This window comes from Polaribacter sp. HL-MS24, from assembly GCF_032758595.1.
GTDB lineage: Bacteria > Bacteroidota > Bacteroidia > Flavobacteriales > Flavobacteriaceae > Polaribacter.
In genome coordinates, this window is the sequence record NZ_CP136415.1 from 930,708 (window position 1) to 952,472 (window position 21,765).

The following is a 21,765-nucleotide window of genomic DNA, read 5'->3' on the forward strand; positions in this document are numbered from 1 at the left end:
ATTTTTAGTGGTCATAAATAAGCTTTTTTTACCTGTTATTAAAATTTGCTTATCGATTTTTAAATTGATTTTTTTGTTAACTAAAGATTTCTGTAAATTTAAACGTTTCTTTCAATCGAACTCCTTTTTCTGTATGCGCTACAGTGCATAATTCGTGGGTCGCGTCGTGTTCTAAATATAGATAATAATTCTGAGTTGCCGCTTCATTTAAAAAAGCTGCTTTTTCTTCTATGGTTAGTAAAGGTCTGGTGTCATAGCCCATCACATAGGGTAGTGGAATATGCCCAACAGTAGGCAATAAGTCTGCCATAAAAACAATCGTTTTTTCTTGATAATGAATTTTTGGTAACATTTGTTTTTCTGTATGTCCGTCCATAAACAGTACATCAAAACCGATTTGGTCTATTGCATTGCTATGGATATAATTTAATTGTCCACTTTCATGAATTGGCTGAATGTTTTCCTTTAAAAAAGAAGCTTTTTCTCTAGGATTTGGATGGGTTGCCCATTTCCAATGATTGTCATTAGACCAGATTTTAGCATTCTTAAATGCAGGTTGTAAAAGGGTTTTTGAAGCATTCCATTCGATGACTCCTCCACAATGGTCAAAATGCAAATGTGTTAAAAACACATCGGTAATATCATCACTATGGAAACCGTGTTTTGCAAGTGAATTCGCTAAAGTGAAATCTCCAAACAGCGAATAATATCCAAAAAACTTTTGAGATTGCTTGTTCCCCAAACCAGTATCTATTAGAATTAGTCGATCACCGTCTTCGATCAACATACATCTCATGCTCATATCTATTAAGTTATTTGCATCTGCAGGATTGGTTTTTTGCCAAATGGTTTTAGGAACGACACCAAACATGGCACCTCCATCTAACTTAAAATTTCCGGTCTCTATTGGATATATTTTCATGGAGATCAAATATGCAGAAAAAAATGCACTTTATTGTTAATAAAATTCTAAAGCTTTTGTAGGGAATTTACCTCCTTCATTATTTTAATTTTATTTGCTGTGGTTAGATTGCCCAAAAAAATTACTTTTTACTCCTCTCACTCCTGGTATGACTTTGAAAACAGAGCCCGATAAAGGGTTTTCGTTCAGCTCTTCCAGAGTCATATCTTCTCTTGCTGTTGTAATGTAAAGGGTTGCTAAGTCATCACCCCCAAAAGCACATGAAGTAACATTGTGTGCAGGGACTTCAATTTTTCGATCAACGTTTCCAGTAATTGGATTGAATCGAACCACTGCATTCCCATTCCACATTCCAACCCAAAGCATGTCTTCTTCATCTATGGTCATTCCATCAGGAAAACCTAGAGAAGAGTCTACTTTTACAGCTACTCTTTCATTTGAAATTTCGCCAGTTGTGTCGTTATAGTCATAGCCCTTAATTTCGAGGGTAGGCGTATCGATAAAATACATGGTTTTCTTATCAGCAGTCCATACAATTCCGTTCGAAATCGTAATACGATCTTTTTTGATTGTAACAGTTCTAGAAGAATCTACTAAAAATAAATTCGCTTTTTGAGGCAATTGATCAAAGTGCATCGAACCTACCCAAAGACGTCCACTTGGGTCGCACTTTCCGTCATTCAGCCTGCTTCCAACCAAATCTGCAGCCATATTGACAAACGGTGTAGTTGAACCCGATGTTGTATTTACCCTATGAATTCCATCCTCCAAAGCAACCAAAACATAGGTACTATCAATAGGAACAACGGTTCCCGGCTTCGAAGGCATCACCAAAGTTCGATTCTCATTTGTTTTAGGCGTATAGATATGTAATTTTTCCCCATCAATATCTACCCAGTATAAAACTTCTTTTTCGGAATCCCATAGAGCGCCTTCACCCAAAAGAGATTGCATTTCAAAAGCCAAAACCGCTCTTTGATTTTTAGTTTTTGAACATGAAACTACAGAAAAACAGAACATCATAAATAGTACTCCTTTTAAAAGAATGGAGGTTTTAAAAATAGGTTTGAAATGACGATTTATTAGTATCATGTAGACGTGAATTTTCATAGCGTCTTGTAAATTAAAGACAATAAAACGAGAATTCAAAAAAAGGTGGTCTGTTTTGAAGAAAGTGTCAGAGAAGTTCTAAAAATAAAAAACTCCGAAATATAAATTATAGTTCGGAGTTTTTAGAGGTGTCGAGCGGACTCGAACCGCTGTAGATGGTGTTGCAGACCATTGCCTAGCCACTCGGCCACGACACCTTATTGTTTTTTCAAAGTCTCCTCTGATACCTTGCATGAGCATTCCCCTACAATGGGTTGTCAAATTTAAGGATTGCAAATTTACGTAAATTTACAAATATTGCAAGTCTTTTTTTGTGTTATCGCTTTTTTGTGAGAATGATCACAACTTCCTCTACATTCCCACCCATGGGTGGATTTATTTTTGAAACAGAAACCTTTGCTTTTTGAATCATGGAAAGTTCTTGAAAGAAACGGTCTAAAATTCGCTGTGCAACAACTTCTAATAATTCTGAACGAATAGCCATTTCTTGTTTTACGATATGATTTAGATGTACATAATCTACCGTATGTGCTAACACATCTGATTGTGCCGATTTTTTTAAGTCTGCTTTAATTGCAACATCAACACGATAATCGGAACCAATTTTCGCCTCTTCCTCCAAACAACCATGATAAGCGTACAACTTAATGTTGTTGATTTTTATAATTCCCATTTTGATGTATTTTAACCCTAAAAGGAGTTTAAACCCCTTTCAAAGCTTTATTTATTTTCCTCTATTTTTTCCCACATTTTATCTGTATTCAATCGAAAGGAACCGATATAGTCAAAACTGCATTGATCGGGTGAAATAATCGATAAAAAAGGCTCTGCATTCTTGTTATTATACAAGTAATAGGTTTCTCCAAAGATAGGCTCAAAACTAAATTTTGCATTGTAAATTAAATCGTTGTACTCAAACTTTAGCAATAAGCTTTCGTATTCTTTTTTAACCTCGTCAAACTTCGATTTCAACTGCTTGTTTACACGCTGTATCCCATCGTTTTTCCAACTCGCAGTATTCAATGGGGTAATAACGGGAGAGCTCGCAGAGGTTCCGTAAGGCTTTAAAGCAGCGTCATACTGCTTTGTTTCGTCATTAAAAACAACCAAATCTGGTTTTTTTGCTTCATCTTTCATACCCTGCAAAAATACGATAAAAAGCATATTCCCTCCTAAATTATGGAAATTTTAATCCGCAAAATGTATTTGATGATGCAATAAATCGCATCTACACAAAGACACCAAATAATTATACTAGGAATGAGTATTAATTCGTGAAAAAATCAAAAACATTGCTAATCGCGCTCGTTTTAGTTTTGTAGAATTCGGTATAGGTACATTGCTCACAGGTCACGCTAGTGAATTTCTGATTTTGAATGTCAAATATTTTTGACAAGGTCCCTCCTGTTGCGCGCATTTCTCCCAACTTATAGGTTTTGCAATTGCATTTTGGGCAAGTGTAGTTTCTAATTTGATCGCTCATGATATCTAATGTTTTTTTATTCGTTGCTCAATTTACACTTTTGTTACAAAACACTCAATGCCAATGAAGTATTTTGTGTAATTTTGTGTACTAATTTTGTCGCAACAATTTATGTCTGAAGAGAAAAAATCGCTCAATTTTTTAGAGCAAATTATTGAAGAAGATTTGGGAAATGGAATGCCAAAAGAAAATTTGCGTTTTCGATTTCCACCAGAACCAAATGGATATTTACACATTGGTCATACCAAAGCTATTGGAATTAGTTTTGGGTTAGGACAGAAATACAATGCTCCTGTAAACTTGCGCTTTGATGATACAAATCCTGTCAAAGAAGAACAAGAATATGTCGATGCAATTAAGCATGATATTTCTTGGTTAGGCTATACATGGGCAAACGAATGTTATTCTTCAGATTATTTTCAGCAATTGTACGATTGGGCAGTATTGTTGATTAAAGACGAAAAAGCATATGTTGACTCACAATCTTCAGAGCAAATGCGAATTCAAAAAGGAACTCCAACCACTGTTGGAACAAATAGCCCTTTTAGAAATCGTTCTGTAGAAGAAAACTTAGAATTGTTTCAGGGAATGAAAGATGGAAAATTTGAAGAAGGTGCACACACCTTACGAGCAAAAATTGACATGTCGAGTCCCAATATGTTGTTACGAGATCCATTGATGTACCGAATTATGTTCAAAGCACATCACAGAACAGGGAATGATTGGTGCATTTATCCGATGTACGATTGGACACACGGTGAGAGTGACTATATCGAACAAGTTTCACATTCTTTGTGTTCATTAGAATTTAAACCCCATCGAGAATTGTACAACTGGTTCCGTGATCATGTCTATGCATATAGCAAATCTGATTTGCCAAATCCCCCAAAACAACGTGAATTTTCTCGACTGAACTTAAGCTATACCATTATGAGTAAGCGAAAGTTGTTGAAATTGGTTGAAGAAAACATCGTTTCTGGTTGGGATGACCCAAGAATGCCCACAATTTCTGGTTTGAGAAGACGCGGGTATACTCCAGAATCCATCAAAAATTTTATTGAAACCGTAGGTGTTTCAAAACGTGAAAACATCATCGATGTGGCTTTATTGGAATTTAAAATTCGTGAGGATTTAAATAGTACAGCCAACAGAGTTATGGCCGTTTTAGATCCAGTAAAGGTGATTATTGACAATTACCCCGAAGGACAAGAAGAGCTATTGATTGCCGAGAATAATCAAGAAGATGAAAGCGCTGGCTATAGAGAGGTTCCTTTTTCAAGAGAAATTTATATTGAAAGAGAAGACTTTAGAGAGGAAGCTAATAAGAAGTTTTTTCGATTAAAATTAGGAAAAGAAGTTCGATTGAAGAACGCCTATTTTATTACGGCAACAAGTTGTGAAAAAGATGAAAACGGAGAAGTAACCGTAATTCACTGCACCTATGATCCCCTTACAAAATCTGGAAGCGACACCGAAGAAAGCAAACGAAAAGTAAAAGGAACATTGCATTGGGTTTCTATAAAACATGCTCTAAAAGCTGAAGTAAGGGCCTATGATCGTTTGTTTTTAGAAGAAGCTCCAGACGGACATAAAGACAAAGATTATATGGAGTTTGTAAATCCAAATTCTTTAGAGATCATTACTGCTTTTGTAGAGCCTAGTTTACAGACTGCAAAAATTGGTGAACGTTTTCAATTTCAACGTTTGGGCTATTTTAACGTGGATGATGATTCTACTTCCGACAATTTAGTATTCAACAAGACCGTTGGTCTGAGAGATTCTTGGGGAAGTGGACAATAGCATTGGTCTGTGGTAGAGAGTAGTTCATAATACACGATTATTTAAAATTCGATATCTATGAAAAAAATTTTCATTTTATGCTTGCTAGCACTAGCTTCATGTGGAAACAAAAAAGAAATTACAACTAGAACCGAAATTTCTTGCGGGCAATGCCAGTTTGAAATGGATTCTGAAAACGGATGTAGTTTAGCGGTCCGTTTTGAGAATCAAGCTTATTTTGTTGATGGATTTAGGATTGACGATTTTGGAGATGCCCATGACAAACAAACTGGATTTTGCGAAGTAATTCGAACAGCAGAAATAAGAGGTCTTATTGAAAATGGACGTTTTATAGCTAAAAAAATTACCATCACAGAATAACAGATTATTTTTTATAACAACCCCTATTTGTAAACAACGATTCAAATATAAAAAAACCCAAAAGAGATATTCTTTTGGGTTTTTTATGCGTTTTAAAACTTCTATTATGGTGCTGGATTTGGGATCTCTGCGTGCACTGCATTGATCTCTGCAAGTGTTTCAGCACTCAAGTCAATATCAATACTTCCAATATTCTCTTTCAACTGATCCATTTTTGTAGCTCCAATAATATTACTGGTTAAAAATGGTAATTGATTGATAAATGCCAACGATAATTCAGACAACGTTAATCCATTTTTCTTTGCAATTGCATCATATTGTCTTACGGCTTGAGTAGAGCCATCGCCCATATACCGCGCCACAAATCTTGGAAACAAATTTCCTCTAGATCCTTCCGGACTCTTTCCATCTAAATATTTTCCAGACAAAACTCCTTGTGCCAAGGGCGAATATGCTAACAAACCGATATTTTCTCGCATGGATACTTCAGACATTCCATATTCATAAGCTCTATGAATCATCGAATACGAATTCTGAACAGTTACGGGTCTGACTAAATTATGGGTAGCTGCAGTTTCTAAATACTTCATGGTACCCCACGGAGTTTCGTTGGAAAGTCCTATCGCTTTGATAGTTCCTGCTTTGACAAAAGTGTTTAAGGTTTCTAGAATCTCTAAATGATTTTCAGCTTCTTTGGTTGATGTTTCAAACGGATAATCTCTGACACCAAAACAATTGACTCCTCGAGAAGGCCAATGCAATTGGTACAAGTCTAAATAGTCTGTCTTAAGGCGTTGAAGGCTGCCTTCTATCGCTTCTGTAAGGTTTTGTTTTGTAAATCCTCCTGCTCTAATGTGTTTGGTATAATCTCCGCCACCAGCAATTTTACTTGCTAAAACGATCTGATCTCTATTTCCAGTTTTCTGAAACCAATTCCCAATTATCCTTTCCGTATCGGCATAGGTTTCTGGAGTTGCTGGCACTGGATACAATTCGGCAGTATCAAAGAAATTGACCCCTTGTGTTAAGGCGTAATCCATTTGTTCAAAGGCTTCTTCTTGGGTGTTCTGATTTCCACAGGTCATAGTTCCTAAACAAATTTTAGAAACTTTGATGGTGGTGTTGGGTAGTATTGTATATTTCATTTGTTGTTATAAAATTGTATGATTTTAATCGCTCAATAAGCTACGAAGTTAAAAACTTAAATTTTAATGCTAAAAAAAGCGTGTAGCTATTAAAAAAACTACACGCTTCCTAGGATTGTTTCTAGTGGTCTTCCTATTTTAAAATAGCGTCAATCCCTGGTAATGTTTTTCCTTCTAACATTTCTAACATGGCGCCTCCACCAGTAGAAACATAGCTTACTTTCTCTGCAAATCCAAACTGTTTTACAGCAGCAACTGAATCACCTCCTCCAACTAAAGAAAAAGCTCCATTTTTGGTTGCTTTGTCTATTGAATGTCCAAGTGCAATGGTTCCAGCAGCAAATGCTTCCATTTCAAAAACACCCAAAGGTCCATTCCATAAAATTGTTTTACAGGTATTGACAACAGCATCAAAATTTGCTCTTGATTTTGGTCCAGCATCGACACCTTCCCAACCTTCAGGAATTTGATTAATATCAATGATCTGAGTATTGGCATCGTTTGAAAAATCATCAGCAGCAACTACGTCAACAGGAATATGAACTTCAACTCCTTTTGCTTTTGCTTGTTTTAAAATTTCTAATGCCAACTCCATTTTATCATCTTCACAAATAGAATTTCCAATCGTTCCTCCTTGTGCTTTTATGAAGGTAAAACTCATACCTCCACCAATAATTAAATGGTCTACTTTGTCTAATATATTCTCGATGACAGTGATTTTTGAAGAAATTTTAGCTCCTCCCAAAATTGCCAATACTGGTCTTTCTGAATTGTTCAACACCTTATCGATACTTTCGATTTCTCTTGCCAATAAATTTCCGAAGCATTTGTTTCCTTCAAAAAATTGAGCAATAATAGTAGTAGAAGCATGTGCTCTGTGTGCAGTTCCAAAGGCATCATTCACATATATGTCTCCCAATTTGGATAGCTTTTCAGCAAAGTCAATAGCTCCTTTTTCTTCTTCTTCGTAAAAACGTAGGTTCTCTAATAATAAAATTTCACTAGGAACTAGATTGGCAACTGCCGCTTCAGCTTTTGCTCCAACACAATCTTCAACAAATTTCACATTACAACCGATAATATCAACTACCGATTTTACAATATGTTGTAAAGAAAATTCTTGTTGAAATCCTTTGGGCCTCCCTAAATGAGACATTAGCACACAGCTTCCGCCCTGTTCTAAAATATCGATAATGGTCGATTTTGCCGCCTGGATTCTGGTGGCATCTGTTACTTGAAACTCACTATTTAAAGGCACATTAAAATCCACACGGATAATGGCTTTTTTATTTTCGAAATTAAAGTCTTTTAAGGTTTTCATTTGATAATTATTTTCCACAAAAATACCGATTTCTTTAGGTTTAAAGAAATCGAGGACTTAAAAATTAAGATATCGTTTGCGTAGTAAACTATTGCTGCTAAATATTTTTACTGCCTTCCAATGGTTCAGAATTCAAGAAGTAAAGTTCATTCCTCATCATTATTTTGTAAAGAATTTATTTTTTGAGTTCTAAAATTGATGCATTAGTGCTGAACAAATTTTATATTTGCTAATGCTTTTCAACCAAATTATAGGCCAAGATCATATCAAAAATCATTTGCGGACTTCTGCAGAGAATGGTAGAATTCCACACGCACAGCTTTTTATTGGTAAAGAAGGCAGTGGCACCTTGCCCATGGCAATTGCCTATGCACAGTTTCTATTGTGTCATTTTTCTGATAGCCCTGAAGCCTGTGCCCTCAAATGCAACAAATTACAGCATCCCGATTTGCATTTTGCCTTTCCAGTAACCACCAATGAGAGTGTGAAAAAACACCCCATCAGTAACTTGTTTTTAGAAGATTGGCGCCATTTTGTAAAAGAACAACCCTATGCAAGCTTGTTCAATTGGCTGCGACATATAGGAGTAGAAAATAAGCAAGGAAATATTGGAGTAGAAGAAGCACAAGATATTGTCAAAAAACTCCAGTTAAAATCCTACGAAGGAGGGTTTAAAGTGATGATTATCTGGATGGCAGAAAAAATGAATATTGCCGCTGCAAATAAATTACTGAAACTCATTGAAGAACCACCTCAAAAAACAGTGTTTTTATTGATTACAGAAAATGAAGAACAGATAATCAATACCATTACCTCTCGTTGTCAAGCCTTACATTTTCCTGTTTTAGCAGAACAAGATATTTCCAAAGCATTAGTAGAACACGAACAATGCACTGAAAACGAAGCGGCAAAAATTGCTCATCAAGCCGAAGGAAATTATAATAAAGCGCTACATTTAATGCATCATGATGATGCCGATGTGGTCTTTGAAGAATGGTTTGTGACTTGGATTCGAACTGCCTTTAAAGCAAAAGGAAACGCGTCTGTTGTTCAGCAATTGATTTTTTGGTCAGACACCATTGCAAAAACAGGGCGTGAAACTCAAAAACGTTTTTTAGAATATTGTTTACAGTTTTTTAGACAAGCGCTGTTGTTGAATTATCAATCAGAAAACTTAGTCTTTATGGAAACCAAAACTGGGTTTGACCTTTCTAAATTTGCTCCATTTGTTCACGCAGGAAACATTTTAGAAATTGAAAAAGAACTCAATGATGCAATATATCATATTGAAAGAAACGGAAATGCAAAAATTATTTTGTTAGATCTTTCAATGAAATTGACTCGCTTTTTACATAAAAAAGAAGCTAGCGTTTAAGATTCTTACTCTAATCCTTTTGCAAGTCTTTTCTCAATATACAAGTCAGCTATTGTTGGATTTTCAGGACAGCTTTTTAATTGCTCAAACACATCACCTGCTTTTACAAAACCTGTTTGAAGTACTTTGAAATACACACCACACATCGTGGTATTCCAAAATTGTTTTACAATCCGAATATCATCAAAACGAATCCCTAATTTATAACAGGGATTCCTTTGAACAGTAGCTTCTAAAATAGCTTCTCCAACGGAAAAAACATCCCCTTGATGTATCTTGGTTTCGTCTAAATCATCGATGGTTAGGTTTTCACCAAACATTCCCATTTGCCACTCTAAATTGGGATACATCGGTTTGAAAAAATTGTAATGCTTTAAAGAATAGCCATAAATGGCCTGGAGAGTTCCCCCGTGATGCTCTCTATCGGTAATTTCGTCTCCTCGTACGTCTTGAGAATCTAAAAATATGGGCTGTGCAACGGGAAACTTAAATATCCCCGTAGAAACGGGTTTGCCCTTCCAAATCAGGTCTCTCTTTTCGCCAATGTTGGTTGTAATGATCTTCATACTCTATATCAATTTTTTCTCTTGGGGTTGAGCTTTCGTTATTCAACCAAAAAATCTTGTAAAACATCCGCTATTTTACGGTTATCCGACAATTGGGGTATTTTATTCTGACCACCAAATTTTCCAATCGATTTCATATACTCATGAAATCCTCCTTTTTTAACCCTTCGAATTACTAATGGGCGTAACACTTTCCCTTCGATTAGATCTAAATAATAAATATTTTGTGCTTGCATCGAAGCATCAATTTTTGTGGCAAATTGCTCCAAATGCTCAGGTTCATTTTCAAACTCTAAAAACCATTCGTGGTATGGCAATCCATTTTCAGGATTTACTTGTGGAGCTACAGTAAACTCACTAATATTAATTTCTGTATCTTTTATTGCGTCGTTCAATGCCTTCTCTACCTCTTTTCCGATAACGTGTTCGCCAAAGGCAGAAATAAAATGTTTGATTCGACCAGTTACTTTGATTCTGTAGGGAGCTGTTGATGTAAATTCAACAGTATCTCCAATATTATATCCCCACAAACCTGCAGTTGTATTCAGTATAATTACATAATTGACGCCTATTTTCACGTCTTCCAAAGAGATTCGGGTCGGATTGTCTTCAAAAAATTCGCTTGCAGGAATGAATTCATAGAAGATCCCTGAATCTAATTGTAACAACATTCCTTCTGCTGTTAGCGAGTCTTGGTAAGCAATAAACCCTTCGGATGCAGGGTACAATTCGATATAATCAATTTTTTTTCCGATCAAACTTTCAAATTTATTTTTATACGGTTCAAAATTGACCCCTCCGTAAATAAAGAAATTGAAATTTGGGAACAATTCTGAAATTGATTTTCCAGTTTTTTCAATCAGTTTTTCAAAATACATTTGAACCCAAGATGGAATTCCGCTTATCACAGACATGTCTTGATCGATGGTTTCTTCAACAATCGCGTTTACTTTTGTGTCCCAATCTTCAATACAGTTGGTTTCCCAGCTTGGCAACCTGTTTTTCAATAAATATTGTGGAATATAATGTGCGACAATACCACTTAAACGTCCTAGTTTCACTCCGTTTTTATCTTCTAAAACAGGGCTTCCTTGCAAGAAAATCATTTTTCCATTGACAAAGCTAGCGTCATTTTTTTCGACAATATAAAACAACAAAGCATCTTTGGCGGCCTTGATATGAGTAGGCATAGAATCTTTGGTAATAGGAATGTATTTTGCGCCTGATGTCGTTCCAGAAGTTTTGGCAAAATACAAGGGTTTTCCTAGCCAAAGTATGTCCGATTCTCCTGCAACAATTCGATCTACGTAGGCTCTTAAACCTTCGTAATCTTGAACGCTTACGCGTTTTTTAAAATCGGAATAGCTGTGAATATTTTCAAAATCATGATCTTTTCCAAAAGCAGTATTACCCCCCTTAGCTATCAAGTTTTTGAATACTTTCTTCTGTGTTTCGTGAGGTTTATCTGCCCACTTTTTCACTTTTTTAGTTACACTTTTAGCAAAAGGAATTGCAAAAAAAGATTTGATGCTCATTATTTAAAATCGATATATTTGACAGGGTCTACTGCATACCCGTCACTCCAAAGTTCGAAGTGCAAATGTGGCCCTGTTGTTAATTTTCCTGTAGACCCCACACTGGCAATTGCCTCACCGGACTGAACTAAATCAGACGCTTCTTTGAGTAAGTTTCCATTGTGTTTGTAAACAGAAATAAAATTGTTACTGTGTTTTAAAATTAGAACATAGCCCGTTTCTGTAGTCCAACCAGAAAAAATGACAGTTCCATCTGCTATTGCTTTTACAGGTGCGCCAATATTCGCTAAAATATCTACTGCATAATGCTTTACACTTGGATCAAACTCTTGTGAAATTTGACCGCTAACAGGTGCAAAAAAAACCAATTTCACATTTGATTCCATGTTGCTAACTAAAGGAAACCGATCACTCAGTTCTACCATTTCTCTGAACAAAGAATCTTCTTTAGTGGCATTCAATCGGCTTTCATCAATAATCCTACGTTCTTGCTGTAATACTAAAGAATCGATTTCTTCTGGCGCTAGTTCTCCGGTAAGGACAGGTCGTAGAGCTTTAGTGTAATTTTCTAAAATTGCTAATTGTACTTTTAAAGAATCCGCTTTCAGGGTAGCATTGATTGCGTTCGCCTTTAAAATAGTAGAAGAATAACCTGGAATATAATTTTTGATTGGAGTAAAGGCAACAACGGAAAAAGTTAAACCCATTAATACAATGGAGAAAAAACCTCCTAAAACAAATACATTTAAGCGTGATAATTTTAATGAAAATCGCTCTTCAAAAGTATCTTCATTTAAGACCACCAACCGATATTTATCCGTTAACTTTTGCTTGAACTTGCCTTTTTGTTTTTTGTTTTGACTCACAAAATGATGATTTAAGATTCACAAATATACAACGAAAAAATAGTGATTCTATTTTCTGTAAAAATTCATTTCGTCAACATATTCCCATACCTCTTTGGAGAGCAATGGCTGGATATTGATCCCTGATTTGATCCCATTTCGAATCATTGTTGATGAAATTTGAACAATAGGTGCTTCAATGGTATGAATTTTTGGATGGTTGTCAAATTGTGTTGCTAGCTTCCCCTCAGAAACTCTAGGATATACATAGAGGTGATGATGTTCTAAAATGGTTTCATAATTCTTCCATTTGTGAAAACTTCTCAAATTATCTTCACCCATGATCAAACTAAATTCATTGTCTGGATACACATCTGAAATATGCGCTAGGGTGTGTGAGGTGAAATTGGGCTGTGGTAACTTAAACTCAATATTGGAAGGTTTTATTTTCGAGTAGTCTTCAGTAGCTCTATATACCATTTCAAAACGATGGTGATTGCTTAATAAAGAACTCTTATTTTTAAAAGGATTATGAGGTGTAACTACCATCCATACTTCATCCAAATCGGAATGTTCTACCAAATGATTGGCAATGATTAGATGCCCAACATGGATGGGGTTGAATGTGCCAAAAAACAATCCTATTTTGCTCATAATTCTAAAAGATGTGCGAAAAAAGAGGAAGGCAATGAGATTGCAAACTCATCCCTTATTTCTCTAATTTTGCGTTTCGTCCAATCCTAAAAAATCACTGACCAACTCATCTGCCTCTTTCAAAGCGATGTCTAAATCGTAATTTTTAATAATTTTATCAAACTGGGGCGCTGTTGCCAATTCTACGGAAGCCTTAGCGATACGCATATTGATCTTATCTTCACTTTCAGTACTTCTCTTCTTTAAACGAATTTTTAATTCATCAATACTTGGTGGCTTAACAAAAACCGCCAAAGTTTGTTTTGGAAATTTACTTTTTATTCGTAATCCCCCAACCACATCAATATCAAAAATAACATGTTTTTTTTGAGCCCAGATGCGTTCAACTTCAGTTTTTAATGTTCCATAGAAATTATCTCTGTAGACTTCTTCCCATTCTAAAAAAGCTTCTTCTTTGATTTTATCTTTAAACTCTTGTAGCGAAATGAAATAATAATCTTCTCCATCTTTTTCAAACCCTCGCGGTTCTCGAGAGGTCGCAGAAATAGAAAACTCTAGATTGAATTTTTCTTGTTTCAACAAATGACGAACGATGGTTGTTTTACCAGAACCTGATGGTGCTGAAAACACAAATAATTTTCCTTGAAACTCTTTTTCCATGTACTACTATTGAAAATACTTCTCAAGCGAATCCAAACAGCTTAAAATCAGCTGGTCACTCGCATTGAAACTTTATTTATAAAACATTTAATATTTGCTCTTTTATTTGCTCTAATTCGTTTTTCATTTGAATTACTGCTTTTTGCATGGGTGCAAAATTGGCTTTGGAACCCGTAGTATTAATTTCTCTTCCCATTTCTTGTACAATAAATCCTAATTTTTTCCCATTAGAATCCTCTGAAGAGAGAGTTAATAAAAAATAATCTAAGTGGTTTGCCAGCCGAACTTTTTCTTCATTAATGTCTAATTTTTCTAGATAATAAATAAGTTCTTGTTCAAAACGATTTTCATCGGTATCAACTTTTAAATCATCAATCGCCTTTTTTAAGCGCGCCTTTACATTTTCTACACGATCTCCATCGAGTGCTTTGACTTCTTCTAAATAGTTGCGAATATTCAAAATACGCTCTTTGAAATCAATTTCTAAAGAAGCTGCTTCATCTAGTCGATATTGAATGATCTCTTTGATTGCAAGGTCTATATTTTCATTAATGAGCATCCACTCATTTTCATCTAATTCTTCACGTTCAGTTTTTAAGGCGTCGGGCATTCGCATTGCCATCTTTAGCAATTCTACGTCTTCTGATGATCCAGCTTGTACAACGTTTCTTAATTGCTGCATGTATTGTTTAACAACCCCATGATTGATACTTGTAGAAGTTTCGTCTGCAGTCATTTCTACATAGATGGAAAAATCTACTTTACCACGAACCAAAGCGCTTGCCAATTTTTTTCGCACACCCAATTCTTTCTCTTTATAATAAGAAGGAATCCGAACATTTAAATCGAGAGTTTTACTGTTTAAGGATTTGATTTCTATGGTTACTTTTTTGGTGGGTAATTGTAGTACAGATTTTCCGTAACCTGTCATAGATTGAATCATAAAATATTCATTTTAAATGAGTTGCAAAGATAGTTTTATTTTGTAGAATTTTCTGCTTGTTTGGTAACTAAATACACCCCTAAAAAGATGATCCCTGTAGCGAATAATTTGGTAGTACTTAGCGTATCACTCCCAACAGACAATGCAAAAATGGTAGCAATTACAGGTTGTAAATAAATAAAAACACTCACGGTTGTGGGTTTTAACTTCGACAATCCATACAAATTAAATAGGTAGGTCAAACAAGTGGTAAACACGACTACAAATCCAACTTTTAGTAAAATTGATATCGGCATTGTTCCCCATGAAATTTCTGAAATCTCAGTCCATCCAAAAGGAAGTACTAAAATGAGTCCAAACAAATAAAACCATTTAATAAAGGTGATGGGTGAATATTTTGAAATTAGATTTTTGACCAACACCAAATACAACCCATAGGATGCAGCATTCACAAAAACGAGAAAGTTTCCTAAAGTTGAATTGGATGCGGTATCATCCGAATTGTTTCCGTAGGTGATTAAAATAATTGTTCCTAGCAACCCCATGACCACCCCAATAATTTTTCTTTTGACGATTCTTTCTTTTAAAATAAAACTCGAAAAAAGCAAGACCATGATGGGTGAAGTTACCATCATAACCGAAGCACTAATCGGTGTGGTCATACTTAATCCCTTAAAAAAAGCCAACATATTCAATGCAATTCCAAAAACAGCTGCTAAAAGAATCTTTTTGTAATCTGCTTTTTCTATTTTCTCTTTTTTCACAAACAAGCCTATAAACCAAAAAATAGCGGTAGCTCCAAAAACTCGGATTAGAATAAATCCAAAAGGTTTGACATACAAGGGCATTACATCCTTTGCAATCGTGAATGTTACCCCATAAATAAGGGTCGCAATAGAAACCAAAAGAATAGCAATACTTCTTTGATTCATAAAATAATTAATTTTTTCAAGTTGCAAAGTTGAGGATGATTTTTAGATAAATGCACAAAAAAGTTTCAAATTTGTGCATTCATTGGAGGGTATAATTACCCCTCAAAAAGAAACTTTTGTTTCATTGAAGTATCTTTGGATCTCTAAGCCATAAAAATGAAGATACACCACCTTACTTTACAGAACTCAATATTAAATACATTTATTTCAGAAATTAGAGATCGAGTCATTCAAAAAGATTCACTGCGTTTTCGAAAAAATATGGAACGTATCGGTGAAATACTCGGTTATGAATTGAGTAAAAAATTGAAGTATGCCGTTGCAGAAATTGCAACCCCTTTAGGAAAAAAGAAGATGTATCTTCCTGAAAATGAGATCATTTTATGTTCCATTTTACGAGCAGGATTGCCCCTTCATCAAGGACTATTGAACTATTTTGACACTGCCGAAAATGCCTTTATTTCTGCCTATCGTCATCATCCTAATAATGATGACAAATTTGAAATAGTCGTCGAGTACCTTGCAGCTCCCTCAATGAAAAACAAAACCGTACTCTTGGCAGACCCAATGGTGGCAACAGGTCAGTCGCTAGTAGCGGTGTATGAAGCAATCAAGAAACATGGAGAAGCAAAACAGATTCATATTGTTGCTGTTATAGCTTCTCAAGAAGGAATTGATTTCATCGAACAACATTTCCCAAAAAACACCCACTTATGGATTGCTGCAATAGACACAGACTTGAATGACAAAGGATATATTGTTCCTAGTTTAGGAGATGCAGGAGACTTGGCTTTTGGCACTAAACTATAAAAAATATGGGCCAAAAAAAGCACTTAATACCAAAAGAAGAAGGATACTTTCTTTTAAAAACCCCTTAGGAACCAACTCAAATCCATTGGCTAGAATCACTGCTACTGGAAAAGCGGCTATCAGTAATTCTGAACCATTTCTCTCAAATGCAAAAAGGATGTAGGCAATGCCTATGAAAAGATGAATTAAAAGGAGTATCCAGCTTTTCTTAAAGGTATTATTCTCCAAAAGAGCCTTCCCTGTTTTCATAAAAATGGCAAAAACTACGGCCATTGAAAGTAGCGCTAAAGGGACATAAAACCTGTTTTCTGAATACAGACTGAAGTCATAAGGGCTATACAAGAGAAAATGAGCTGTAAATTGATCCATTTGTTCAAACCACAAACTATAGGTGAAAAATAAAAAAATAGGGATACTGAGGCCTATCAAAGGAATGAAAAGTGTTTGAAATCGAACTATTTTGTGAACAAGTAATGCACCATAAATAAGCCCGAAAAAAATACTCAAAAACGTATCCATAATACAGAGAATTCCCAGCCAAAAACCAGCATCAAACAGTTTTTTGAAAATATCATTTAGAGTCCGTAAACTATAAATCTTTCTAAAGAAAAAGAGCTGAACCAAACCCATAAAGAGCGGTTTATAGTCTAAGAAAAAAGACAAAAAAAAGGATATAAATAGGATGTAAAATAAAAAGGCGTAGGAATTGTTGTAGGTTAAATGATTCTTTATGACAATAAAATTTACAAAGAAAAGCAATGTGAAAATTCCAAGGACTCCAAACAAGAGATGTAATCCTGTTCTTGTAGAATAAAATCCTGTGAAAAGCTGAAAAAAAAAGACAGCAAGAAATAATAGTAATAAAACTATGAAATTGATTGGGTTTGATTTGCCTAAAAAATTGGCTAACATTATTTCTTTTGTTATTTTTGCAGCGTAAAGATAAATAAGTTATGATGACAAGCAATATTTTTAAGTGGATTGGTGCTTTATTTACTGAGTATTTATTCACTCCTTTTAACACTCTTCGTTCTGATTTGGCCTTAAGAGAATTTGGATGGTGGATTTCTAACGGAGTCAACTGGCTTTTTATGATTGTTTTTGTATTCCTTTTACGTTACTGGTTAAAAGAATCATACAAATTTAAGAGAGAAGGAACCGAAGACCGCGCACAATAATAGACTCCTTGGGAAGTAAAAATAAATTAAAACGTTTTAAAGAAAACGAAACGTTCCAAAATGTCATTCAACCAACAAGAGAAGAGGTTCTCAATAACTTCGCTCTGAAAGGTAAATGGCATTCTTTTTTTAAAAATGAGCACCCGATTGTTTTAGAATTGGGCTGTGGTAAAGGGGAATATACAATCGCATTAGCGCGTAAAAATCCGAATACCAACTATATCGGTATCGATATCAAAGGAGCTCGTTTTTGGCGAGGTGCAAAAACCGCTATCGAAGAAGGAATCAACAATGTTGCTTTTGTGCGAACTCAAATTGAATTGGTCGATTTTCTTTTTGCAGAAAATGAAGTTTCCCAAATCTGGATTACTTTTCCAGATCCTCAAATCAAATACAAGCGCACCAAACACAGAATGACAAATTCTTCCTTCCTAAAAAAATACCATCATATTCTAAATGAAAATGGAATCGTGAATCTTAAAACCGATAGCGAATTTATGCACGGTTATACATTAGGGTTGTTGCATGGAGAAGGACATGAAGTTTTAAACGCAAATCATAATGTGTATAAAAATGAAGGATCTCCAAAAGAAGTAACCGAAACCCAAACCTTTTACGAAAATCAATATTTAGAAGTAGGAAAACCAATTACCTATATTCAATTTCGATTAAAGTACTAGTCTCACAAATTTCAAAACCCAAAGCTATTTGATCAAATTTTAAAAATTTGATGTTTATACCTATCTTCACGTGGTGAAAGATTCAGATAATTTTTTTGAAAAAGTATATCAAACAGCACGTTTAATCCCCTACGGAAGAGTCACGAGCTATGGAGCTATTGCCAACTACCTTGGTGCAGCACGCTCTGCTAGAATGGTTGGCTGGGCGATGAACAATTCTCACAATCAAAAAGAGCAAGTCCCCGCCCATAGAGTTGTCAATAGAAAGGGCTTACTCACCGGAAAACATCATTTTGAAGGCAGCAACCTCATGCAACAACTCCTAGAAAATGAAGGGATTGTTGTTGTAGAAAACCAAATTCAGGATTTCGAAAAAGTGTTTTGGGATCCAATGAATGAAAATTCTTAAAAAATATCTCGATTATTTCTACTTATCAAACCATCAATAATCATAATCTACAATCTTTCTTTTTTAAGCAGTAAGCTGTATCTTTGTAGTCAATCTTTGATCATTGTAAAGATTTCACATAGAAGCAACTGCTGAAAAGCGTAAAGCAAAAAAATGAGTTTTAAAAAAGAAGATATCTACAAAGCATTAGAAACAATTACGGCTCCTTATGAAGGAAAAAGCCTTATTGAAAATAAAAATGTAACCAATGTTGTCAATTTTGGCAATGAAGTAGAAGTTGATGTTACCATTAGCAACCCAACTTTACAAGCAAAAAAGAAGATTGAAACAGAAATCACAAAAGCCATCAAAACCAATATTGATGAAACAATTGAGGTTAAAGTAAATGTATCTGTTGTCAAACCGACTCCAAAGGAAGATCCGAATATCATTCGAGGAAAAGAGATTCCAAACATCAAAAATATTATTGCAATTGCATCTGGAAAAGGAGGTGTTGGGAAATCAACAATCACTGCCAATACCGCAATTACTTTAGCTAAAATGGGTTTTAGTGTAGGCGTTTTAGATGCAGATATCTATGGTCCATCTCAACACATCATGTTTGATGTTGAGAAGGCAAAACCTTTGTCAGTGAATGTCGAAGGACGTTCTAAAATGAAACCCGTAGAAAATTATGGCGTAAAATTATTGTCTCTCGGTTTTTTTACAAATCCTAATCAAGCAGTAATTTGGCGGGGACCAATGGCATCGAAAGCATTGAACCAATTAATTTTTGATGCAGATTGGGGTGAATTGGATTTCTTATTGATTGACTTACCTCCAGGAACTGGTGATGTTCATTTATCAATTGTACAAGCCTTGCCTATCAGTGGAGCCGTAATCGTAAGTACTCCTCAAAATATTGCCTTGGCAGATGCCAAAAAAGGAGTTGCAATGTTTCAACAAGAAAGTATCAATGTGCCAGTTTTAGGGATCATCGAAAATATGGCGTATTTTACACCTGAAGAATTGCCTAATAATAAATACTATATCTTTGGACAAGGAGGTGCAAAAAACTTAGCCGAAGATATTCAAACAAAATTTTTAGGTGAAATTCCTCTGGTGCAAAGTATCCGAGAAGCAGGAGATGTTGGGCATCCAGTGGCACTGCAAAACGGAACCGTTTTAGAAAAGTCATTTTCTGAAATTACCAAAGAAATGGTTTCCGAACTATTGAAGAGAAATGAAAATTTACCCCCGACAGAAGTTGTACGAATTACAACAATGAGTGGATGTAGTTCTTAAAAAACCACCAAAACCTTTCAAAAGAAGGAATCTTGGTGTGAAAACAAGATAGCAGAAAAAGCTATTCTATTGATCAATATAGTATAAACTCAAATTACCCAATTTCAGCTTCTCCTATAGGGAAGATTTTAAGGGTTTTAAATTTATGGAAGCAAAAGAAACACGACATAATGTAGAAAAAGCTTTGGAAGAAATCCGTCCGTTCTTAATGAGCGATGGAGGAAATATCCAGCTTTTGTCAATAGAGGGGAATATTGTGAAAGTACAATTACAAGGTGCCTGCAATGGTTGTTCTGTAAACCAAATGACCTTAAAAAACGGTGTTGAAGCTACGATTAAAAAATATGCACCCCATATTTTGGAAGTCATCAATGTAGCTTAAAATTTAAATACGGCAAGGATATAATCCTCATGCGACCACAGAAAAAGAAAAGAGTTGACAGGTAGTACATAAGCTGCCGGGTCTAAATTGAAGAAAATGATTACCACAGATATTTTAATTATCGGCGCAGGTCCTACGGGATTATTTACTGTTTTTGAAGCAGGTTTATTAAAACTTAGATGTCATTTAATTGACGCACTGCCACAAATTGGCGGACAGTGTTCTGAAATCTATCCAAAGAAACCAATTTACGATATCCCTGCCTATCCAGAAATTTTAGCGGGAGATTTGACCGATAAACTCATGGAACAAATTAAACAATTTGAACCAGGATTTACCTTGGGAGAGCGCGCAGAAACGATTGAAAAACAAGAAGATGAAAGCTTTATTGTTACCACTAATAAAGGAACAAAACATCAAGCAAAAATTGTTGCGATTGCTGGTGGATTAGGGTCTTTTGAACCGAGAAAACCACCCATTCCCAATATAGCCGATTTTGAAGACAAAGGGGTAGAATACATCATTCGGAACCCAGAATTTTACAGGAATCGAAAAGTAGTAATCTCTGGAGGGGGCGACTCAGCTTTAGACTGGTCAATTTTTTTAACTGACATCGCTTCTTCGGTAACCTTAATTCACAGAAGAAACGAATTTAGAGGGGCCTTAGACTCTGTTGATAAAGTACAAGAATTAAAAGATGCTGGAAAAATCAACATGATTACTCCTGCTGAGGTTAAAGGAATTGTTGGAACCGATACTGTTGAGGGAGTTCGAATTGTCCAAAATGGTGAAGAAGAATTTACCCTAGAAACCGATCATTTTATTCCACTTTTTGGACTGTCACCAAAACTAGGACCTATTGCAAATTGGGGATTGGAAATTGAAAAAAACGCCATCAAAGTAAACAACGCATTGGACTATCAAACCAATATCCCCGGAATCTATGCCATCGGAGATGTAAATACCTATCCAGGAAATTAAAGTTGATTTTATGTGGTTTTCACGAAGCCACTTTAATGTGTCAAAGTGCCTATCAACGTATTTTTCCAAATAAAAAATATGTCATGAAATACACTACTGTTGGAGGTGTTGATGGTTTTGATGGAACCCGTAAAGAAGCTCCCAAAGCAGTTGTTAAAAAAATTGAGTAAATCTTGATCGTAAGGTCTCACAAGTTTTCAAAATCCTTTTGGACCTTCTTCTTTCTAAAATTTAAAAAAGCGCCCTAATTGAGCTGTCAAAAATCAAAATAGTTTTCTGTATCTTTGTAAAGAACAATCTTAAAATGTTCTACTATGTTTGCAGATTTATTAACTTTTTTAAAATTTTTAATCAAACGCAATCCTGAATGAGGGCCTAATGTATCCGTTT

Annotated in this window: 24 protein-coding genes, 1 tRNA gene and 1 pseudogene; 10 read left to right on the plus strand and 16 right to left on the minus strand. The window is 35.2% G+C overall.

What is annotated here, in order from left to right; genetic code table 11:
• Positions 1–76: 76 nt before the first annotated feature.
• The 6 genes from RRF69_RS04400 to RRF69_RS04425 form a co-directional block, all read right to left on the minus strand.
• Complete coding sequence (locus tag RRF69_RS04400) at positions 77–922, minus strand: MBL fold metallo-hydrolase (RefSeq protein WP_316940744.1); 846 nt, start codon at positions 920–922, stop codon at positions 77–79.
• Between the two features lie 90 nt (positions 923–1,012).
• Positions 1,013–2,014 (minus strand): SMP-30/gluconolactonase/LRE family protein, encoded by a 1,002-nt coding sequence (locus RRF69_RS04405; protein WP_316940745.1) that lies wholly within the window; start codon positions 2,012–2,014, stop codon positions 1,013–1,015.
• 144 nt (positions 2,015–2,158) lie between these two features.
• A tRNA-Cys gene (locus RRF69_RS04410) sits at positions 2,159–2,229 on the minus strand.
• Positions 2,230–2,348: 119 nt separating this feature from the next.
• A complete protein-coding gene (folB, locus tag RRF69_RS04415) occupies positions 2,349–2,705 on the minus strand; it encodes a dihydroneopterin aldolase (RefSeq protein WP_316940746.1) in 357 nt (118 codons plus the stop codon).
• A 47-nt stretch (positions 2,706–2,752) separates the two neighbouring features.
• Entirely contained in the window at positions 2,753–3,169 is a 417-nt protein-coding gene (locus tag RRF69_RS04420; protein WP_316940747.1) for a DUF2452 domain-containing protein, read from the minus strand.
• 130 nt (positions 3,170–3,299) lie between these two features.
• Positions 3,300–3,515, minus strand: a complete 216-nt coding sequence (locus tag RRF69_RS04425; RefSeq protein WP_316940748.1) for a zinc ribbon domain-containing protein — start codon at positions 3,513–3,515, stop codon at positions 3,300–3,302.
• A gap of 111 nt (positions 3,516–3,626) precedes the next feature.
• On the opposite strand from RRF69_RS04425, the gene RRF69_RS04430 reads away from it, so the two are divergent.
• Together RRF69_RS04430 and RRF69_RS04435 are read left to right on the plus strand one after the other, a co-directional pair.
• Positions 3,627–5,315, plus strand: a complete 1,689-nt coding sequence (locus tag RRF69_RS04430) for a glutamine--tRNA ligase/YqeY domain fusion protein (protein ID WP_316940749.1) — start codon at positions 3,627–3,629, stop codon at positions 5,313–5,315.
• 57 nt (positions 5,316–5,372) lie between these two features.
• Positions 5,373–5,675, plus strand: a complete 303-nt coding sequence (locus RRF69_RS04435; RefSeq protein WP_316940750.1) for a DUF6370 family protein — start codon at positions 5,373–5,375, stop codon at positions 5,673–5,675.
• Positions 5,676–5,779: 104 nt separating this feature from the next.
• Here RRF69_RS04435 and RRF69_RS04440 read toward each other — a convergent pair whose 3' ends face one another.
• Both RRF69_RS04440 and RRF69_RS04445 read right to left on the minus strand, forming a co-directional pair.
• Positions 5,780–6,820: an aldo/keto reductase gene (locus tag RRF69_RS04440; RefSeq protein ID WP_316940751.1), complete on the minus strand. Its 1,041-nt coding sequence runs from the start codon at positions 6,818–6,820 to the stop codon at positions 5,780–5,782.
• Between the two features lie 133 nt (positions 6,821–6,953).
• Entirely contained in the window at positions 6,954–8,141 is a 1,188-nt protein-coding gene (locus tag RRF69_RS04445) for a phosphoglycerate kinase (protein WP_316940752.1), read from the minus strand.
• Positions 8,142–8,373: 232 nt separating this feature from the next.
• Between RRF69_RS04445 and RRF69_RS04450 the strand changes: the two genes are divergently transcribed.
• Positions 8,374–9,516, plus strand: coding sequence for a DNA polymerase III subunit delta' (locus RRF69_RS04450; RefSeq protein WP_316940753.1), 1,143 nt, complete (start codon positions 8,374–8,376; stop codon positions 9,514–9,516).
• Between the two features lie 5 nt (positions 9,517–9,521).
• Here RRF69_RS04450 and RRF69_RS04455 read toward each other — a convergent pair whose 3' ends face one another.
• From RRF69_RS04455 to RRF69_RS04485, 7 genes are all read right to left on the minus strand, one after another.
• Entirely contained in the window at positions 9,522–10,082 is a 561-nt protein-coding gene (locus RRF69_RS04455; protein ID WP_316940754.1) for an MOSC domain-containing protein, read from the minus strand.
• A 38-nt stretch (positions 10,083–10,120) separates the two neighbouring features.
• Positions 10,121–11,617, minus strand: a complete 1,497-nt coding sequence (locus RRF69_RS04460; RefSeq protein ID WP_316940755.1) for a GH3 auxin-responsive promoter family protein — start codon at positions 11,615–11,617, stop codon at positions 10,121–10,123.
• Positions 11,617–12,483, minus strand: a complete 867-nt coding sequence (locus RRF69_RS04465; protein WP_316940756.1) for a M23 family metallopeptidase — start codon at positions 12,481–12,483, stop codon at positions 11,617–11,619. Before RRF69_RS04465 ends, RRF69_RS04460 begins: the two co-directional genes overlap by 1 nt.
• A 48-nt stretch (positions 12,484–12,531) precedes the next feature.
• Positions 12,532–13,116: a nicotinate (nicotinamide) nucleotide adenylyltransferase gene (gene nadD / locus RRF69_RS04470; RefSeq protein ID WP_316940757.1), complete on the minus strand. Its 585-nt coding sequence runs from the start codon at positions 13,114–13,116 to the stop codon at positions 12,532–12,534.
• 63 nt (positions 13,117–13,179) lie between these two features.
• Positions 13,180–13,776 (minus strand): guanylate kinase, encoded by a 597-nt coding sequence (gene gmk, locus RRF69_RS04475; protein ID WP_316940758.1) that lies wholly within the window; start codon positions 13,774–13,776, stop codon positions 13,180–13,182.
• A gap of 76 nt (positions 13,777–13,852) precedes the next feature.
• The gene (locus RRF69_RS04480; protein WP_316941107.1) at positions 13,853–14,707 is read right to left on the minus strand and encodes a YicC family protein; all 855 of its coding nucleotides are present in this window, start codon (positions 14,705–14,707) and stop codon (positions 13,853–13,855) included.
• 47 nt (positions 14,708–14,754) lie between these two features.
• Positions 14,755–15,651, minus strand: coding sequence for a DMT family transporter (locus RRF69_RS04485; protein ID WP_316940759.1), 897 nt, complete (start codon positions 15,649–15,651; stop codon positions 14,755–14,757).
• Positions 15,652–15,807: 156 nt separating this feature from the next.
• Between RRF69_RS04485 and upp the strand changes: the two genes are divergently transcribed.
• The gene (gene upp, locus RRF69_RS04490) at positions 15,808–16,461 is read left to right on the plus strand and encodes a uracil phosphoribosyltransferase (protein ID WP_316940760.1); all 654 of its coding nucleotides are present in this window, start codon (positions 15,808–15,810) and stop codon (positions 16,459–16,461) included.
• Here upp and RRF69_RS04495 read toward each other — a convergent pair.
• Entirely contained in the window at positions 16,456–17,373 is a 918-nt protein-coding gene (locus tag RRF69_RS04495) for a DUF6427 family protein (RefSeq protein ID WP_316940761.1), read from the minus strand. The two genes, upp and RRF69_RS04495, sit on opposite strands and share 6 nt — an antisense overlap.
• Positions 17,374–17,414: 41 nt before the next feature.
• Here RRF69_RS04495 and RRF69_RS04500 point away from each other — a divergent pair, with 41 nt between their 5' ends.
• From RRF69_RS04500 to RRF69_RS04525, 6 genes and pseudogenes are all read left to right on the plus strand, one after another.
• Entirely contained in the window at positions 17,415–17,639 is a 225-nt protein-coding gene (locus tag RRF69_RS04500; protein WP_316940764.1) for a DUF6341 family protein, read from the plus strand.
• 8 nt (positions 17,640–17,647) lie between these two features.
• The gene (gene trmB / locus RRF69_RS04505) at positions 17,648–18,319 is read left to right on the plus strand and encodes a tRNA (guanosine(46)-N7)-methyltransferase TrmB (protein WP_316940766.1); all 672 of its coding nucleotides are present in this window, start codon (positions 17,648–17,650) and stop codon (positions 18,317–18,319) included.
• A 73-nt stretch (positions 18,320–18,392) separates the two neighbouring features.
• Complete coding sequence (locus RRF69_RS04510; RefSeq protein ID WP_410479475.1) at positions 18,393–18,728, plus strand: MGMT family protein; 336 nt, start codon at positions 18,393–18,395, stop codon at positions 18,726–18,728.
• A gap of 153 nt (positions 18,729–18,881) precedes the next feature.
• Entirely contained in the window at positions 18,882–20,012 is a 1,131-nt protein-coding gene (locus RRF69_RS04515) for an Mrp/NBP35 family ATP-binding protein (RefSeq protein ID WP_316940768.1), read from the plus strand.
• Between the two features lie 145 nt (positions 20,013–20,157).
• Complete coding sequence (locus RRF69_RS04520; RefSeq protein WP_316940769.1) at positions 20,158–20,394, plus strand: NifU family protein; 237 nt, start codon at positions 20,158–20,160, stop codon at positions 20,392–20,394.
• A gap of 96 nt (positions 20,395–20,490) precedes the next feature.
• Positions 20,491–21,545, plus strand: a pseudogene (locus RRF69_RS04525) (NAD(P)/FAD-dependent oxidoreductase).
• Positions 21,546–21,765 lie beyond the last annotated feature (220 nt).